The sequence below is a fragment of the Bradyrhizobium sp. USDA 4461 genome, from assembly GCF_054055655.1.
The window spans coordinates 3,088,910-3,105,618 of record NZ_JBSRXM010000001.1 but is presented as its reverse complement, the minus strand read 5'-3'; the positions used below and the strand labels follow the sequence as shown (position 1 = coordinate 3,105,618).

20 protein-coding genes and 2 pseudogenes are annotated in these 16,709 nt (G+C 64.0%); 9 read left to right on the top strand and 13 right to left on the bottom strand.

Features of this window, described 5'->3' with window-relative positions:
* Window position 1: 1 nt before the first annotated feature.
* The 3 genes from ACVINW_RS14475 to ACVINW_RS14465 all read right to left on the bottom strand — a co-directional run bounded on the left by ACVINW_RS14475 (window position 2) and on the right by ACVINW_RS14465 (window position 3,097).
* Window positions 2-1,318: a TRAP transporter large permease gene (locus tag ACVINW_RS14475; RefSeq protein ID WP_456751919.1), complete on the bottom strand. Its 1,317-nt coding sequence runs from the start codon at window positions 1,316-1,318 to the stop codon at window positions 2-4.
* A gap of 6 nt (window positions 1,319-1,324) precedes the next feature.
* Window positions 1,325-1,834, bottom strand: a complete 510-nt coding sequence (locus ACVINW_RS14470) for a TRAP transporter small permease (protein ID WP_456756397.1) — start codon at window positions 1,832-1,834, stop codon at window positions 1,325-1,327.
* A gap of 228 nt (window positions 1,835-2,062) precedes the next feature.
* Complete coding sequence (locus tag ACVINW_RS14465) at window positions 2,063-3,097, bottom strand: TRAP transporter substrate-binding protein (RefSeq protein ID WP_456751918.1); 1,035 nt, start codon at window positions 3,095-3,097, stop codon at window positions 2,063-2,065.
* A 271-nt stretch (window positions 3,098-3,368) separates the two neighbouring features.
* Between ACVINW_RS14465 and pobA the strand changes: the two genes are divergently transcribed.
* Both pobA and ACVINW_RS14455 read left to right on the top strand, forming a co-directional pair.
* Complete coding sequence (pobA, locus tag ACVINW_RS14460) at window positions 3,369-4,538, top strand: 4-hydroxybenzoate 3-monooxygenase (RefSeq protein ID WP_456751917.1); 1,170 nt, start codon at window positions 3,369-3,371, stop codon at window positions 4,536-4,538.
* A gap of 284 nt (window positions 4,539-4,822) precedes the next feature.
* Window positions 4,823-5,278, top strand: a pseudogene (locus ACVINW_RS14455) (PaaI family thioesterase).
* A 16-nt stretch (window positions 5,279-5,294) separates the two neighbouring features.
* On the opposite strand, the pseudogene ACVINW_RS14450 reads toward ACVINW_RS14455, so the two are convergent.
* A pseudogene (locus ACVINW_RS14450) lies at window positions 5,295-6,192 on the bottom strand (LysR family transcriptional regulator).
* A gap of 118 nt (window positions 6,193-6,310) precedes the next feature.
* Between ACVINW_RS14450 and ACVINW_RS14445 the strand changes: the two are divergent.
* Window positions 6,311-6,940 (top strand): pyridoxamine 5'-phosphate oxidase family protein, encoded by a 630-nt coding sequence (locus tag ACVINW_RS14445; protein WP_456751916.1) that lies wholly within the window; start codon window positions 6,311-6,313, stop codon window positions 6,938-6,940.
* Here the strand turns inward: ACVINW_RS14445 and ACVINW_RS14440 are convergent.
* Window positions 6,937-7,668, bottom strand: a complete 732-nt coding sequence (locus ACVINW_RS14440) for a glutathione S-transferase family protein (protein ID WP_456751915.1) — start codon at window positions 7,666-7,668, stop codon at window positions 6,937-6,939. The genes ACVINW_RS14445 and ACVINW_RS14440 overlap by 4 nt on opposite strands.
* 64 nt (window positions 7,669-7,732) lie before the next feature.
* Window positions 7,733-7,966, bottom strand: coding sequence for a hypothetical protein (locus ACVINW_RS14435; protein WP_456751914.1), 234 nt, complete (start codon window positions 7,964-7,966; stop codon window positions 7,733-7,735).
* Between the two features lie 183 nt (window positions 7,967-8,149).
* On the opposite strand from ACVINW_RS14435, the gene ACVINW_RS14430 reads away from it, so the two are divergent.
* Window positions 8,150-8,848 (top strand): helix-turn-helix transcriptional regulator, encoded by a 699-nt coding sequence (locus tag ACVINW_RS14430; RefSeq protein ID WP_456751913.1) that lies wholly within the window; start codon window positions 8,150-8,152, stop codon window positions 8,846-8,848.
* A gap of 12 nt (window positions 8,849-8,860) precedes the next feature.
* Window positions 8,861-9,196, top strand: coding sequence for a YkgJ family cysteine cluster protein (locus ACVINW_RS14425; protein ID WP_456751912.1), 336 nt, complete (start codon window positions 8,861-8,863; stop codon window positions 9,194-9,196).
* 9 nt (window positions 9,197-9,205) lie between these two features.
* Here the strand turns inward: ACVINW_RS14425 and ACVINW_RS14420 are convergent, their stop codons facing one another.
* Both ACVINW_RS14420 and ACVINW_RS14415 read right to left on the bottom strand, forming a co-directional pair.
* Entirely contained in the window at window positions 9,206-9,607 is a 402-nt protein-coding gene (locus ACVINW_RS14420; RefSeq protein WP_456751911.1) for a hypothetical protein, read from the bottom strand.
* A gap of 169 nt (window positions 9,608-9,776) precedes the next feature.
* Complete coding sequence (locus ACVINW_RS14415; RefSeq protein ID WP_208764108.1) at window positions 9,777-10,130, bottom strand: DUF3307 domain-containing protein; 354 nt, start codon at window positions 10,128-10,130, stop codon at window positions 9,777-9,779.
* Window positions 10,131-10,544: 414 nt separating this feature from the next.
* Between ACVINW_RS14415 and ACVINW_RS14410 the strand changes: the two genes are divergently transcribed.
* Window positions 10,545-11,939, top strand: a complete 1,395-nt coding sequence (locus tag ACVINW_RS14410; protein WP_456751910.1) for a TAXI family TRAP transporter solute-binding subunit — start codon at window positions 10,545-10,547, stop codon at window positions 11,937-11,939.
* A 208-nt stretch (window positions 11,940-12,147) separates the two neighbouring features.
* On the opposite strand, the gene ACVINW_RS14405 is transcribed toward ACVINW_RS14410, so the two are convergent.
* The 3 genes from ACVINW_RS14405 to ACVINW_RS14395 form a co-directional block, all read right to left on the bottom strand.
* The gene (locus ACVINW_RS14405) at window positions 12,148-12,909 is read right to left on the bottom strand and encodes a Crp/Fnr family transcriptional regulator (protein WP_456751909.1); all 762 of its coding nucleotides are present in this window, start codon (window positions 12,907-12,909) and stop codon (window positions 12,148-12,150) included.
* Between the two features lie 189 nt (window positions 12,910-13,098).
* Entirely contained in the window at window positions 13,099-13,461 is a 363-nt protein-coding gene (locus ACVINW_RS14400) for a PRC-barrel domain-containing protein (protein ID WP_456751908.1), read from the bottom strand.
* Window positions 13,462-13,564: 103 nt separating this feature from the next.
* On the bottom strand, window positions 13,565-13,771 hold the full coding sequence (locus ACVINW_RS14395) for a hypothetical protein (RefSeq protein ID WP_456751907.1): 207 nt from the start codon (window positions 13,769-13,771) through the stop codon (window positions 13,565-13,567).
* A 230-nt stretch (window positions 13,772-14,001) separates the two neighbouring features.
* On the opposite strand from ACVINW_RS14395, the gene ACVINW_RS14390 reads away from it, so the two are divergent.
* From ACVINW_RS14390 to ACVINW_RS14380, 3 genes are read left to right on the top strand one after another with little or no spacing between them, the layout of a single operon-like run.
* Entirely contained in the window at window positions 14,002-14,193 is a 192-nt protein-coding gene (locus ACVINW_RS14390) for a hypothetical protein (RefSeq protein WP_456751906.1), read from the top strand.
* 35 nt (window positions 14,194-14,228) lie between these two features.
* Window positions 14,229-14,444, top strand: a complete 216-nt coding sequence (locus ACVINW_RS14385) for a hypothetical protein (protein ID WP_456751905.1) — start codon at window positions 14,229-14,231, stop codon at window positions 14,442-14,444.
* A gap of 59 nt (window positions 14,445-14,503) precedes the next feature.
* Window positions 14,504-14,722 carry a hypothetical protein gene (locus ACVINW_RS14380; RefSeq protein WP_456751904.1) on the top strand — a complete coding sequence of 73 codons (219 nt, stop codon included), beginning with the start codon at window positions 14,504-14,506 and terminating at the stop codon, window positions 14,720-14,722.
* Between the two features lie 254 nt (window positions 14,723-14,976).
* On the opposite strand, the gene ACVINW_RS14375 is transcribed toward ACVINW_RS14380, so the two are convergent.
* Window positions 14,977-15,891, bottom strand: a complete 915-nt coding sequence (locus ACVINW_RS14375) for a DUF6537 domain-containing protein (protein ID WP_456751903.1) — start codon at window positions 15,889-15,891, stop codon at window positions 14,977-14,979.
* Window positions 15,888-16,556, bottom strand: coding sequence for a Crp/Fnr family transcriptional regulator (locus ACVINW_RS14370; RefSeq protein ID WP_456751902.1), 669 nt, complete (start codon window positions 16,554-16,556; stop codon window positions 15,888-15,890). The genes ACVINW_RS14375 and ACVINW_RS14370 overlap by 4 nt, the downstream gene beginning before the upstream one ends.
* Window positions 16,557-16,709: the final 153 nt, after the last annotated feature.

Sequence of the window (16,709 nt, the reverse complement as noted above, 5' to 3'; positions counted from 1 at the left end):
TTTAACCTATCATGCGCTGCGGCAGCCAGGTCGCGAGCAGCGGGAACAGGATCAGGATCACCAGCCGGATCAGGTCGGTGATCACGAACGGCAGCACGCCGACGAAGATGGTCGACATGTTGACGTCCTTGATCACGCTCTTGATCACGAACACGTTCATGCCGACGGGCGGATGGATCAGGCCGAGTTCGACCGTCATGACGATGATGATGCCGAACCAGATCGGGTCGAAGCCGAGCGCGGTCACCACCGGAAACACGATCGGCACGGTGAGGATCACCATCGCCATCGCGTCCATCAGGCAGCCGAGCACCAGATACATCAGGAGGATCAGCGCCAGCACGCCATAGGGCCCGATCCCGAGCCCGGTGAGGAATTCGGTGACGTGCTGCGGCGTCTGGGTGATGGTGAGGAAATAGCCGAAGCAGAGCGCGCCGATCAGCACGGTGAATACGGCAGCCGCGGTGCGCGTCGCCTGCAGCAGCGATTGCAGGATGCCGTCCTTGCTCAGCTTGCCCCTGATGATGCCGATGATGAAGGCGCCGACCGCGCCGACCGCGCCGGCTTCGGTCGGGACGAAGAAGCCGCCATAGAGCCCGCCGATCACGAACAGGAACAGGAGCAACGGCGACCAGACGTCGCGCATCGCCATTGCGCGCTCGCCCCACGATGCCTTCTTGCCCGCCGGCAGGAAGCCCGGCCGGGTCACGCCGATGATGCCGATCGTGATCATGTGCATCAGGATCGCGAGCAGGCCCGGCACCACGCCGGCGATGAACAGCTTGCCGATGTCCTGCTGGGTGATGATGCCGTAGACCGCGAGTACCGTGGACGGCGGCAGCATCGCGCCCAGCGTGCCGCCGACCGCGATCACGCCGGTCGAGAAGGATTGCGGATAGCCGAAGCGGCGCATCTCGGGATAGGCCACCGCCGAGAAGGTCGCGGCGGTGGCGACCGAGGAACCCGAGATCGCGGCGAAGCCGCCGCAGGCCGCGATCGTCGCGATGCCGAGCCCGCCCTTCCAGTGGCCGACAAAGGTATTGGCGGCGCGGAACAGCTCGCGGCTGATGCCCGAGACGGACACGAAGGCGCCCATCAGCAGGAACATCGGGATCACGCCGAAGGAATAGTCCGTCACCGTGCGCATCGTGGTCTGGCCGACCAGCTTCAGCGCCGGCGCAAAGCCGGTGAGGTAGCCAAAGCCGGTGATGCCGACGAGGCCCATCGCCATGCCGACGGGGACACGCAGCAGCATCAGCACGAACAGGCTGACGAAGCCGATGACGGCGACGGCCTCGGGACTGAGGTCGAGACTCATGGCCGTCTACTCCGCGGTCTTGATCTTGGCATCGTGGATATCTTCCGGATGGAAGATCAGGCGGTAGGTGCGGATCGCGATCAGCAGCACGGCCGAAACGTCGCCGATCCAAGACACCAGGAAGAAAGGCCACACCGGCACGCCGAGATCCATGGTGACGATGTGGCTGTTCTTGGTGTCGATCACCTTGTCGACCAGCGTGTAGGTCTGCACCGACACGACAAACAGCAGCACCAGCGTCGCGAAGATGTCGATCCAGCGCTGATAACGCGGCGAGGCGTTGGCCCAGACCAGGTCCACCGTGATGTGGGTGCCGCGATAGCTGGTCGCCGCGATGCCCCAGAAGATCAGGATGCCGAGCAGGAACTGGCCGACATTATAGTAGTCGGGGATCGTCACCGCGAAGAACTTGCGCATGAACACCGCGGTGAAGGTGTTGAGCGCGACGACGCCGACGAAGAAGGCCGCCACCCATTCGATCGAATCGATGAAGCGGTCCATGACATTCTTGCGCACCGGTTCGGGAGGCCCGGTGATCGCGCCGTCTTGGGTGACTTCGGAAGATTGCGTCATGCGCGGCTTCGATTGGCTCCCTCGCCCCCGCTCTTGCGGGGAGAGGGTTGGGGTGAGGGGCTGCTTCCACGAATAGTGAATGCGGTGAGATCTGTACCCCTCACCCGGATCGCATCTGGCGATGCGATCCGACCTCTCCCCGCAAGCGGGGAGAGGTGAAGGGGAGCGAGATCAAATTCCCGCCTCGTATTTCTTCAGCGTGGCCTGCAGATCGGCATCGATCTTCTCGGCGTCGCCGCCGGCTTTCTTCACCGCCTCGGCCCAGCTGTCGTGCAGCGGCTTGACCGCCTTCTTCCACTCGGCGAGCTGATCCGCCGTCAGCGGATAGACTTCATGGCCTTGCAGCGCCTTCATCTTGGTGCGGCCGTTGGCTTCGAAATCGGTCCAGGGATCGGTGACCTTGGAGGCCCATTCCGGCGAGCAGTGATCGTCGATCACCTTCTTCTGGGCGTCCGACATCGCATTGTATTTGGCGAGGTTCATGTTGTAGGTGAATACGGTCGTATAGAGCGGCACGTCCATGTGGTACTTCACCACCTTGTCGATGCCGAACAGGAAGATCGAACCCCAGGGGAAGGTGATCTCATCGGCGACGCCGCGCTCGATTGCGTCGCGCGATTCCGGCGCGGAGGCCTGCACGTTGGTGCCGCCGAACATCTTGACCATCTCGCCGATCGTGCTCTGCGCGGGCCGCACCTTGACGCCGGAGAGGTCGCTCGGCAGCACGATCTTCTTCTTCCCGTGCAGCGCGCCCGGATCGTGGATGAAGGCGAAGCACAGCTTGGTGTCCTTCATCTCGGTCGGCGCATATTTGTGATACCACTCGTTCAGCGCCAGCGTGCCCTTCTTGCCGTCGGAGAAGGTGAACGGAAGCTGGCCGGCGGCGGCGATCGGGAAGCGGCCGGGCTGATAGCCGGGATTGACGTAGGTGACGTCGGCGATGCCGTCGCGCGCCATGTCGTAATGGTCGAACGCCTTGCCGAGCTGCTCGGAGGGAAACACGGTGACCTTGATGGTGCCGCCCGACGCCTTCTCGATGTCGGCGGCCCAGGCCTGCGTTGCCGGCACCAGCGGATGCGCCGGCGGCACCCACAGCGACACTTTGAGATTGACGGTCTTGTCCTGCGCCAAGGCAGGTCCAATGGCAGGGCCCGCGGCCGGCACGATGGCGGCTGCCATCAGCAGCGCCAGCAAACTCTTCCTCATCACGTCTCCTCCTCTCCAGGACCGCGGGCTTCGTGCCCGGTCTCATTACTTAACATGTTATCTAATTCGCGGACGTTTTCAAGACGAAATCCGCGTGGTGGACGCTGCGTCGCACCCGCCCCTGCTCCATCTTGCGCTGCGGCGAAGGACCTTTGCCGCGCAAATCCGCCTTGCCAAAACTGTTATATGATATAGTTGCCTTGGCAAGTTGACGGCGCTCGCCCCTGAGCGGGCGCCCGGATAAAGCCTATCCGATCGGGAGGACGAGGTATTGCGGACAAAAGTAGCAATCATAGGCGCAGGTCCGGCCGGACTGTTGCTTGGGCAACTACTTCATACTTTCGGCGTAGACAACGTCATTCTGGAACGGCAGACCCCGGACTACGTGCTGGGGCGGATTCGTGCCGGGCTGCTCGAGGAAGGCACGGTGTCGCTGCTCGAGAGCGTCGGCGCGGCGGCGCGGCTGCACCAGGAGGGCCTGGTCCATCATGGCCTGGAGCTGGCATTCGGCGGTGCGCGGCACCGCATTGACCTGCATGGCTCGACCGGCAAGACCGTGACCATCTACGGTCAAACCGAGGTCACGCTCGACCTGATGAACGCCCGCAAGGCCGCCGGCCTGACCACGATCTACTCGGCCGCCGACGTCAAGCCGCATGATTTCGACACCGATCATCCGCGTGTCACTTATGTCAAGGACGGCGTCAGCCACGACATCGCCTGCGATTTCATCGCCGGCTGTGACGGTTTCCACGGCATAAGCCGCGCCAGCGTGCCGGCCTCGGCGATCACCAGCTACGAGCGGGTGTATCCGTTCGGCTGGCTCGGCATCCTCTCGGAGACGCCGCCGGTCTCGCCGGAACTGATCTACAACAACCACGCGCGCGGCTTTGCGCTGTGCACGATGCGTTCGAGCCACCGCAGCCGCTACTATGTGCAGTGCCCGCTCGACGATCAGGTCGACCAATGGTCGGACGAGCGGTTCTGGGACGAGTTGAAGCGGCGCCTCGACCAGAAGGCGGCCGACGAGATCGTCACCGGCCCCTCGATCGAAAAGAGCATCGCGCCGCTGCGCAGCTTCGTCGCCGAACCGATGCGGTTCGGCCGCATGTTCCTGGCCGGCGACGCCTCGCACATCGTGCCGCCGACCGGCGCCAAGGGCCTCAACCTCGCCGCCAGCGACGTGCATTATCTGTCGCAGGCGCTGCGCGAATATTACGACGAGAAATCCTCGGCCGGGATCGACGGCTACTCGGCCAAGGCGCTGGCGCGGGTCTGGAAGGCGGTGCGCTTCTCCTGGTGGATGACCTCGATGCTGCACAAATTCCCCAACGAGGGCGACTTCGCCGCGCGCATCCAGATCGCCGAGCTCGACTACCTCGTCAGCTCCAAGGCGGCGTCGACCTCGCTGTCGGAGAACTATGTGGGGCTGCCGTTTTAGGCGGGCTCGCGGATGCTTTTGTCGGGCAGCATTCTCTCCGCAATCTCGGTCGTCATACCCCGCGTAGGCGGGGTATCCAGTACGCCGAGGCTTCTCGGATCCAGCCGAAGTCTCTGGAATACTGGATCGCCCGCTTTCGCGTGCGATGACAGCTGAAGACGTGGCGACAGGCCCGGGCCGCATTCAAACGCCCACGCAAATCCCGTTTAAAACTTTGTAGGCGGTGAAACCGTCATCGACATCGCGTTCAATGGCGTCAACCCAACGTCATAAGCGAGACTCACATGACCACCGAGACGCAAGTCGCCCCCGACATTCCCCAGGACGTCCCGCAAGGCTTCGAGCCGCTGTTCCGCAAGAGCCCGCTGACCGAACCCTGGGAGCCGCTGTAACAGAAGACGACCGAGCGGTCCGTCGTCATCGGTTTGCGCCTGGCAAGGCCGCACACCAACGGCCGCGGCCTGATCCATGGCGGGCTGATCGCAGCGCTCGCCGACAAAGCGATGGGCTATAGCTGCGGCCAGGCCACCGGCTGGACCACCTCGTATGTGACGATCTCGCTGACGGTCGATTTCGTCGGCTCCGCCAATGTCGGGCAGTGGCTTTCAATCGAGAGCGACGTGATCAAGACCGGCAGCACGATCTGCTTCGCCCAAACCCTGATCAAGGCCGACGGCGTGACGATCGCGCGCGCCAGCGGCACCTTCCGCGTAGTGCCGAAGAAGCCGCCGGTAAGCTAGGCGCTTTCGCGGGAAGCTATCTGAAATGCCAGTCGGTGATCTCGGTGACGAGATCGATGAAGGTCCGCACCTTGGCCGACAGCAGCCGTGACGTCGGGTAGACGACATGGATCGGCACCGGCGGCTGCTCGAACGCGGCCAGCACGATTCGGACCCGCTTGGCTTTCAGCGATTCGGCGGCCTGATAGGCCATCACCCGGGTCAGCCCGCCGTCCTGCTCGACGAACTGGATGGCGGCATCCGAGCTGTTGCTGGTGAAGCGCGGCGTCGGCGTAATCCGGATCTCCTGGCCATCTTCCACGAAGCGCCAATCCGGCACGGCCGTCACGGCGCCGAACTGGATGGTGTCATGGTTGGCGAGGTCCGACGGCCGTTTCGGCTCGCCACGGAGCTTGAGATAGCCGGCCGAGGCCACCACGATCCGGCGCATCTGGCCGACATGCCGCGCCACCAGCGTCGAGTCAGGCAGGTGCCCGAGCCTGACCGCGAGGTCGACGCCGTCCTCGACGAGGTTGATCCGGCGATCCGATAGCCGCAGATCAACGCCGACATCGGGGTAGCGTTTCAGATAGGCGGACACGACCGGGCTGACATGCAGCCGCCCGAAGCCGAACGGCGCCGAGATCACCAGGCGGCCTTCGGGGCGGGTGCGCTCGCTCTCGACCGCGTCCTCGGCCTCCTCGACGTCGGCGAGAATCCGCCGCGCCCGCTCCAGATAGCGCGAGCCGGCATCGGTCAGGGTGACCTGCCGCGTGGTCCGTTGCAGCAGCCGCGCGCCAAGCCGCTCCTCCAGCGCCGCGATCAGCCGGGTGATTGCAGAGGGCGACAGGCCGGCCGAGCTTGCGCGCGGCGGGGGCAAACCCCTCGAGGTCCGCCACCGCGACGAAGGCCTGCATGGCGTCGATCCGGTCCATGGCACTATTGCATAATCGGCAACAGTGAAGTGTCAATTCACAAGATTGCTTGCGATCCGGAAATATCCATCTTGAGATCCGAGGACGGCCGCTTTGCCGCCCATCGCGGGAGGCTCAGATGTCAGAGGTTCGCAGCTCTTCGAGCGACGTCGGGTTCACCCCGGCGGTGAAGGATGTCCAGGCCCGCAAGGGCTCGCGCGCAAGCTATGCCGAGGTCGAGGCGCGTGGCGGCTGGCAGACCGAGATCGACGAGAACCTCGCAGCCTTCCTCGCCAACACCAACAGCTTCTATCTCGCCACCGCCTCGGCGGAAGGACAGCCCTACATCCAGCATCGCGGCGGGCCGAAGGGCTTCATCAAGGTGCTCGACAAGCACACCATCGCGTTCGCCGATTACAGCGGCAACCGGCAGTTCATCACCCAGGGCAATCTCTCGGAGAACCCGAAGGCCTATATCTTCGTGATGAACTACGCGTACCGGCAACGCGTGAAGATCTGGGGCGAGGCGCGCGTCGTCGAGGACGATCCGGCGCTGACGCGTTCGCTGATGCCGCAAGGCTATCGCGCGCGGCCCGAGCAGGTGATCCTGTTCACGGTCGCGGCGTGGGACACGAATTGTCCGCAGCATATTCCGCAGAAGTTCGACGCCGCCGACGTCGCGCAAGCCCTCGCCTCGCGCGACCAGCACATCGCCGAGCTCGAGGCGGAGCTCGCCGCAATGAAGGGCGCGCCCGCTACGCCGGTCTAAGCGGCCTGTTGCTGCAACGGCGCCCAGGCGAACTCCGGATAATATTGCTGCATCATCCGCCCGACATAGGCGGTGAGATTGTCGAACTTCTCGGTGCGCTCGCGCAGCGGCGAATCGAAGAACGGCGTCAGGATTCCCGCCAGCGCGCCGAACGCGGTGGCGTCCGTGCCGCAGGGGGCATTGCCCATCAGATAGGGCTTGTCGCCGAGCTGCACCGACAGCGCAAACAGCGAACGAAGCGCGAGATCGACATCCTCGTCGGGGCCGTGGCGGCCAAGCCCGCTCAAGAGATAATTCTCGGCAACGCGAAACTGGGCGTCCTCGCGCATCTTGTCGCGCAGATGATCGGGCGCGCCGTCGAAGAAATGCGCCGGCCCCTTGGCGAAATTGGTGTCGTCGACCCAGCGCGCGCCGACCAGCGCCCAGTAGACGTGATGCTCGATCATGCGCTCAAACGCCCAGGCCTGGGCGCGCGCCTGCAGGCTCAGCGGCGCATCGAAATCGAAGCCGTATTTGCCCTCGATATGGGCGCGGATGAAGGTCGAATCGGCGATCGTCTCGCCGTCATCGGTGATGAACGGCAGCTGGCCCTTGGGAGAGGCCGGCGGCATCGCCTTTTCCTTGGTGTAGGCAAGGCCGGCCATCTTGAGCTGGACCTCGGTCTTGGTCACGAAGGGGCTGATTTCCGGCAGACCGAAGCCCGTGCCAAAGCCAAAAAGCGCAATCATATGAAGCTCCCGATCGCCTGTGGACGTGAATTGAAGCTAGCCGCCCCCTGCTGCCAGCATGGTGTCAGCAGCAGTGGCATTCACTGTCGAGCGGGCCGACCGGTGCGAGGCGGCGAACCGCCTCGCGAACCCGCTTGACCAGCCGTGCCCGCCCGTAGGACCAGGCGGTGCCGATCGACTGTGCGATCAGCGCGACCAGGGCCCAGCGCAGGTCGCCGGAGGTGGAGTAGACCGTGACCATTTGTTCCAGCGCGAAGCTCTGCGCCTGCCGGAAACCGAGTTCATCAAGATTCGTCATGGACAAATTCCCTTCACTTGAGGTGTTGTCCTGATATAGCCCCCACCTGCTGCCAACATGCTGTCAGCAGCAGTGACAGGGGACGCGAAAAAGGCGACAGGTCGAGACACCCCAAGATCCGTCAAGACACTCGTCAAGAGAGCGATCCAGAGAGTTGCCGAGAGAACTGCCGAGAGAATTGCCATGCGACGCGCCGACCGGCTGTTTCAGATCATCCAGGTGCTCCGCCGCACCCGCAAACCATTGACCGCGGATGCGATCGCAGCCGAGCTCGAGACCTCGAAGCGGACCATCTACCGCGACATCGCCAGCCTGATCGAGCAGCGGGTGCCGATCCGCGGCGAAGCCGGCATGGGCTATATTTTGGAGAAGGGCTTCGACCTGCCGCCCTTGATGCTGACACCGGACGAGATCGAGGCCTGCGTGCTCGGCGCGCAATGGGTGGTCGGCCACGCCGATCCCGCGCTGGCGCGGGCGGCCGAGGATCTGATGGCCAAGATCGCCGAGACGGTGCCGGATCGCCTGCGGCCGTTCGTGCTGGAGCCCGCAAGCCGCGCCCGCTCCGCCTGGAACCGGGAGCCCGACCGCATCGACATGGTCCGGACCCGCAGCCAGATCCACGAGGGCAAGAAAATCACGCTGAACTATCGCGACGAGCATGGCCGCGATAGCGAGCGCACCATCTGGCCGATCGCGGTCGGCTATCACGAGGCGGTGCGGCTGCTCGCCGCCTGGTGCGAGCTGCGCAAGGATTTCCGCAGCTTCCGCACCGACCGCGTGGTCACCGCGGTGTATCACGACGAGAAATATCCGGAGCGGCGCGACCTGCTCAGGGCACGCTGGCGGCGCAGCCTGGTGTGGGAAGCACCCAAAGATACCTGATAAGGACACCTGATGGCCGGCGACGCAATCGATGCGGCGGGCGATAGCCCGTGCCAGTCCTGCGGCGCCTGCTGCAGCTATTCGGAGAACTGGCCGCGCTTCACGATCGAGGACGATGCGCAGCTCGATCTGATCCCGGCGCAATACGTCAATGCACGACAATCGGGGATGCGCTGCGACGGCGACCGCTGCTCGGCGCTGTCGGGGAAGATCGGAGAGGCAACGCGCTGCGTGGTCTATGCGGTGCGGCCGGAGGTGTGCCGGACCTGCCAGCCGGGCGACGCGGAATGCGCGATGGCGCGGCGCCGGCATGGGCTGCCGCTCATCCCGAGCGCGCAGCCGATTTGATCGCGCGCTTTAGGCTGTCACCCTGTCGGTGACGTCTTCGTCGTCGAGCTCGTCATCGACAACGGGCGCGAAGCTCGACAGCGGCTTAGTCGACAGCGTGATCGGCTTGCGGCCGCCATGCGACACGGTCGCTGCGCGAGCCGGCTCGCGCGACAGCGCGTACAGCGTCGACCCGACACGGCCGCCGGAATTGACCAGCTCCCATTCGCTGCAGCTCGACGCGATCGCGAGTGCGAGTGCGTGCAGGTGGCTGCGGCGATAGCAGAACAGCGCCAGCCTCGCCCTGACGTCGGGCGCGACATTGGCAACCAGCAGCGAAAGCCCGTTCGGATTGGCGCGGTACATCTGGCCGAGCAGGTCGTCCGCAACCGGGCAGGCATCGTTCTCAAAGGCGTCGCGGCTTGAAAACATTTGCAAATCCCCCTCGATCGGGAAGATGCCGCGCAATCCTCTAACGAAAGGTTAACCACGGCTCCCGGTCGTCTCCGGAGCGGCTTGCCCGTTGCACGCGAATCACATCCGCCCGCCGCAGGCGGATGGTCGATTGCTCGAAATGAAGGAAAGGCCGTCCGTCAGCCGCTCAGTTCGCCGCCATGTAGATCGACAGTGCGAAGCCGGTGAGATGGTGCAGCGCCTGGTCGACCCCGATCAGGGTCCAGAACCAGGGATGGCCGGACTCCAGCGTCACGCCGAAATGCGAGGCGCAGTATCCCTTGCAGCGATCGACGATGATGTGGATCACGAAGTCGACGAACGCGACGTACCAGAACCGCGGCGCCACCACCAGGATCAGCGCCAGCGCGACCGCGAGATGGACCAGGCAATGCGCCAGCAGCGGCATGGCCCAGCCGGTCTTCTGGTCCTTGCCGATCGCCATCCAGGCGTTCTGCAGCATGAAGTCGGCGATGATGTGCTTCGCGGTGAGAAGCAACATCCATCCCATCAGCGCACCAACCGACACCGACGATGACATGGCAGGAAACAACAAGCTGACGCCCTTTACCTTCGATGAATGTGATTGCAAGAAATCCGGGTCAGGCCGTCAGCACAATTGCGCAAACCGATGCGTGTCTCATTTATGACATCTCCGGCGACGGAATGCACCTGCGGCTGGCTCGAAAATCACATCCGCCTTCAGCCATCGATAGTGGCGATGGTCATGTCGCATCGCGGCGCAGATCGGCCGCAGTCAAGGTTACGGCAGCCGGCCGGTTTGCATTCCTGCCGGGGAGGTATATCGTCGACCATGCAGGAAATTTTCGTTCTTTTATAGTCATTTACCGATTCACCGGGCAGCGCCGATCCGGTTGCGGGTGGCCCGGACGGGTGATGAGCCAGGTAATCTGCCATGAGTGCCGAAGCCCCCTCGCCTGCGCCAACGCCGACACGCCCGCCGGCCGCCAAGAGCAACCGCGCGCAGATCATCGTCTTCACCCTGCTGACGCTGCTGTTGAGCGCGGTCACCGTGGTCGGCGGCCGGCTCTGGCTGCGCAATTCGGAAACGCTGGTGGTCGCGGTCGGCGACGCCGGCGGTCCGGAGGCCAGGTTCGCCGCCAAGCTCGCGGCCGTGCTGAAGACCAACTCGTCGCGGCTGCGGCTGAAGATCGCGCCAAATCCCGACAACGCCAAGGCGCTGGCGCAATTCGATCGCCGCGACGCCGCACTTGCCGTGCTGCGCACCGATGCAAGGGTGCCGCCGCGCGCCCGTGCCATCGCGATCCTCGAACATGACGTGGTGCTGGTGCTGAGCCCCGGCGGCAAGAAGATCAAGTCACTGTCCGAGCTCAAGAAGAAGCGGGTCGCGGTGGTCGGCGACGGCGAGAACAGCGTGAATTTCGTCCGCAGCGCGCTCGAGATTTCCGACAGCGCGGAAGCGGCGCAGCGGGTCCAGCAGGCACCGCCGAACACGCCGTTCGACAAGCTGTTCGCTTCGGGCTTTGGCGCCGTCGTCGCGATCGAGCATGCCTCGAAGATCGTGAAGGACAAGACCTACGAGCAATATGCCAAGCGCTCCGGCAGCTTTACGCTGAACGCGATCGATTCCGCCAAGGCGCTGGCGCGCAAATATCCGGCAATATCGGAGGAAACCGTCTCGACCGGCATGCTGTCGTCCTCGCCGGCGATACCCGATGACGACGTCGACACCATCGGGCTGGAATGGCTGCTGGTGGCGCAATCCTCGATGTCCACGACGACGGCCGCCGAGCTCGCCCGCATTGTCTACGAGAACAAGTCCGAACTCGCGCTCGACGACGGCTTCGCCTCCAAGATCGAGCCGGCGGCGACCGACAAGGACGCCTTCATCGTCGCCCATCAGGGCGCCGCCGAATACATCAACGACGACACCAAATCATTCATGGATCGCTACAGCGACGTGATGTATCTCGGCGCCGCCGCGCTCAGCATCATCGGTTCGATCTTCGCCGCGGTCTACACCAAGATCACCCGCGTCGCGCCGGAGAAGGCCAGCGAGCTGGCGACCCGGATCCTCGACATCGGCGAGCGCGTCGAGCACACCACCTGTGCCGAGGATCTCGACCAATTGCAGGACGAACTCGAGGCGATCCTGCGCGGCGCGGTGATCGGCCTGCGCGACGGCACCGTTTCCGGCGACGGGATGGACACGTTCAAGCTCGGCTACGAACTCGTCCGCGACGAGATCGCGCTGCGCCGCGATCACCTCAAGCGCCACCCGGCGACGGCGGACGACAATCTCGTGGTGGTGAAGACCGCGAACGGGTGAGGCGCGGCCCCTGGTTGCGCTGCGTATAGAGCTGTCGTCCCTGCGAAAGCAGGGACCCATACGCCGCGGCGGAAGTTGTGAACGTGACTCGTCGTTCCAGCGTCGCGCAGTAATCAGCGTTGGTGGTTATGGGTCCCCTTCTTTCGCAGGGACGACATCGCATGTGTGGCGCGGCCAGTGTACATCCGCGCTCTCGCGACGCGGCCCGTCAGCCCGCCGCCGCATCCGGCGGCGTCACGCCGGCGTCGAGCTGCCGTCCCTCGTGATCCATATGCAGGTAGTTCGGATTGAACAGGCCGGCGCGCATCAGCCGGTCGAGATTGGGGACGGCGAGCGTCTTTCCCTTGAGCACGATCAAGCCGCCGGCGCGCAGCTCCTGCAGCGTACGGTTGACGTGGACCTTGGAGAGGCCGGTCGCGTCGGCGAGATCGCTCTGGGTCAGCGGGAAGTCGCAGCTGTCGCCCTGGGTCAGGCCGGCGAGGCGCAGACGAAGCCAGATCTCGCAGAGCAGATGGGCCATCCGCTCCAGCGCCGTGCGCTGGCCGAGGCTCATGGTCCATTCGCGCTGGATCGCCGCGTTGACCAGGGTCTCCCACCAGAATGCGGTGACGATACGCGGATGGCCGGCCGCGACCTTATCGAAGAATTCGCGCGAGAGATCCGCGATCGACACCGCGGTGATGGTCCCGATCGAATGATCCATCTCGCGCAGGATGAAGATGTTCACATCGCAGATATCGCCGGGCAGGAAGAACGACACCACTTGGCGCCTGCCGTCCTCGAGCTGCTTGTAGCGGTAGGCCCAGCCCGACAGGATCAAATGAACATCCTTCGGCTTCTCGCCTTCGCGGACGATATCGACGCGCGGACCAAAATGCCGCACACGCTCGGTCGACGCGCGATTGAGAATGACATGGTCTACCGGCGAAAGCCGTACAAAGTGCTCCAATTTCCGGACTAGCGACGCCAACGACATTGATCTCCCCGCATGCTTAATCGGGTAACTGCCGGGCCGCTTTCAATAACGTATGTTACATTGCACAGCTATTGACGTGTGTTCACTAGTGTACAGACGCTTAACGACGTAACGGTTACGTCTTCAAGCGTCGTACAACTCGGCTAATTCGGCCGAAGCGCAGTGCCTTCGGGGTATCGCCGTTCAGACAAACGGCACGCCGTAATAGTCATTTACGGCGCGTGTGGTGCCGATATCGGCCCAATTCCAGTCCCGCTCGCTGCCGTATTTCGGCGCGCCGCGCAGCTGACTCTCGGTCACGCCGGTGACATAGCCGCCCAGCCTGGTGTCATATTTGAGCGCTTGCCAGGGCAGCGGATAATGGTCGTTGCCGAGCCCGAGGATGCCACCGAAACCGAGCACCGCATAGGATACCCGACCGCTCTTCTTGTCGATCATCACGCGCTCGATCGAACCGATCTTGCGCTCGTCCGATCCATAGACTGCGGTACCCTCGACCTTGTCGCTGCCAATCAGGTTTCCGAGCTCCCTCTCGTCCGTCACCATATCAGTTCTCCATCGACCACCGAAATATCCGTCGGGGCCAACGATGGCGCAGGGATCATCGTTCCTGTCGCATTTGCCGCGGCTGCTGCACAGCGAAGGCCATTCAGCCCGTCGGCGGCTCGCCGCCATCGTCTGATGACATGCCCGAGCCCGGCGTCTTGTCGGCGTCGTTCAATTTCGGATCCCGCGTCGCTTCGCGCGTCTGCGGCTTTCGCTTGTCGGTCTTCTGCGCGGTTTGTGCGCGCGGCTTGTCAGCAGGCTGTTCCTGGCCTTTGTCGTCCTTGATGATGCCGTGATTGGAATGCGCCACGTCTGACCTCCCTGAAGGTATGCGGGCCCCGGCGACGAAATTCGCCGAGGCCCGTCACCAGAGTGGTCCACCGCCTTTCGGGGAGCAAAGCAGCGAACACGTGGGTCTTACGCATGGCGCACGAGATCGTTCCTGCGGTCCTGACGTCGATTTCGCATGGGCCGATGTCATGGGTTAACGACGGCCTCCGGGAACATGCCTAGTATCACTGGTTCCGGCTCGGAGGCGGCATGATCAAGAACAAGCGCAACAGGTCACGGCCTCCCGGATCGTTCGAAGACCGCCTGCAGAAATTTGCCGAGGATTCGCGCATTGCAGCACGCAAGCTGCCGCCGGGGCGGGAACGCGAAGCGCTGATGAAGAAGGTCCGACAGACCGAGGCGACAATGGAGGTCAGCGATTCGCTGACGCTCCGCAAATAGCCGCGAGTCGAAAGAGCCGCGAAGGGAGAGCTGCGATGATCGAGGAACGATTTGATTCACGTACGCTCGCTGCGATGAACTTCGCGCTCGACCAGGTCTGCGCCGGCGCGCTGCACGGCGAGGAACATGGCACCCGCCGGCGCGTTGCCCGATACATCATCAAGTGTGCCAAGAGCGGCAGGACGACGCTCTCCGAGCTCATCGAAGCCGGACAGCAGGCGTTGACCAAGGTCACCGCTGCGGCGGGATAAGCGCAACCTGCCCTGCTGCAACCTGCCCTTCTCCTGGCCCGTAGCAAAGGCAGCTTTGCATGCGCATCGCAATCAGCATCGGCCTGCTGGTGCTTCTCGCCGCCGTCGGCGCCTACGCCTATGAAGGACTCACGGTAGACGCTCCGATCCCCACCTATGGCGTCGTCCTGTTCACGATCGGAGTTGCGGTTCTGGCCGCGGTCTGCATCGGCCTGATGGGCCTGCTGTTCTATTCCAGCCGCCACGGCTACGACGAGCCGCCGCACATGAAGCGGTAGGCCGAGTTCGAAAAGCAGCGCGTAACGTCGCCAGACCCGTCATCCTGAGGAGCGCGTAGCGCGTCTCGAAGGATGAATCGGCCACCAGTCGGGCCGTCGACCCTTCGAGACGGCCGCTGCGCGGCCTCCTCAGGGTGACGGTGATGAATTTTTCACCGTCATTGCGAGCGAAGCGAAGCAACCCATGGCGCCGCAAGTCGCGGCATGGATTGCTTCGTCGCTTCGCTTCTCGCAATGACGTGGATGGGCTGACGCTAGGGTGACGGTGATGGATTTGCCGGCACGCGGGCGCGGATCTCGGCGATCTTGCGCTTCAGCGCGGCCTGCCGCGGATCCGGCATGATGGCGGCCCGGGCTTCGGTGATGGCGGCGGCCAGATCGGGCAGCGCCAGCACGCCGTCGAAGGTCGGCTTGACCAGCCCGTCGATGATCACGTGCCAGTCCGCGATGCCCTGACGATAGGGATCGCCGTAGCCCCGGATCATGGTTGCGGTCTCTGCGACGGCCGAAGCTGCGCTCGGCTGCTTGGTCAGGCTGCGGTCGATCATGTGCAGCCAGCGCTCCACCCAGACCCGCTCCTTGGCGTAGCGGCCCGAGAACAGCCGCCAGCGCTTCAGCCCCGCCTCGATCCTGAGCCGGCGAATGCTGAAGCGGTTGTTGGCGCTGAAGCGGATCGAGACCCGGCGGCGGCGCCAGCCGAACTGATCGAGCACGGCAAGAATCGGATCGGCGACCATTGCCGGCAAGGCGTCGATCAACTCGTCGAGGCGCAGCTTCTTGACGTCGTCGGCCGAGCGCGCCACAGGACCGCCCGCCGCGTGGACTTCGCCGAGCTTGAGCTGCGCGATGCGGATCGCGTCCTCATAGGCCATCCGCTCGGCCATCAGCCGCGCGATGTCGGCCAGCAGCGCATCGTCGACGCCGCGGCGGCCGACGAAGCGCTTGAGCCGGTCGATATAGAGCTGGGCGTAGCTCGTGCTCTGATAGGCGATCAACTGGTGGATGGCCTCGGTGACCGCGGGCCCGAGGTGGTCCGGGCAGGCTTCGGGCAGCACCGGCGGCCCCTCGTCCTCGTCGCCGATAATATCGGCGAACAGGTAACGAAGCGAAGCCAGCAGGCTGTCGTCATCCGGCACTGCGGCGCCTCCAGAACTCGTCACCGGGCTCATGCAGGTTTGGGCTCCGCGACCTGTGGGCTGGCGTGCTGCGCGAGCCGCTGCTCGAGCGTCGCGATATTCTCGAACAGGCGGGCGCTGGCCAGACGCAGGAAGTAGAAGCCGAACGCCGGGTTCTGGACGTAGAGCTGCTCGACCTGGTCATAGGTCACCGACAGTATCATGCCGGTCTCGACGCACTCCAGCGTCTGGGTTCGGGTGTTCGACGGCGACAGCATGCCGAACTCGCCGACCAGGGCGCCGACCGGCAGCTCGATGCCGGACTCGACCAGGCGGAAGCGGCCGCTGACGATGTAGAACATGCTGTCGGCCTTCTCGTCCTTGTAGAACAGGACTTCGCCCGCCGCGACTTTGCGTTCCGTCGTGAACGGCCTCAGCCAATCCATCGACAGATCGCTGTTGACCGATTTCTTCACGTTGCGGACCAGCTGCAGCATCTGGTGCAGACGATAGGTGTTCACCGGCAGCAGCACGGCATGCAGGATCAGCGTCGCGTAATTATGGGTCGGGACCGCGGTCGCGATCAGGATGATGTTGGTCAGGATGGCGAACACGCGCAACGGGATCATGGTGCGCATCGACAGCGTGGCGACCACGAAGATCGATGCGAAAAAACTGCCGGCGGCGCCGGCGTGCTGCGCGAGATGTGAGGTATCCATCGGAAACCAGCCAATTCTCAAGAAGTGAATAAGATCGTCTTATTAGTCGCTTCATTCCTGCTCAGGTTGCCTGCTCAGGCTGCCTTGCTCGGGGTTGCCCGCCCGGGTCGCATAGCTATCGCGTTCGTCAGCATCCCTGATATACGGGGAAAA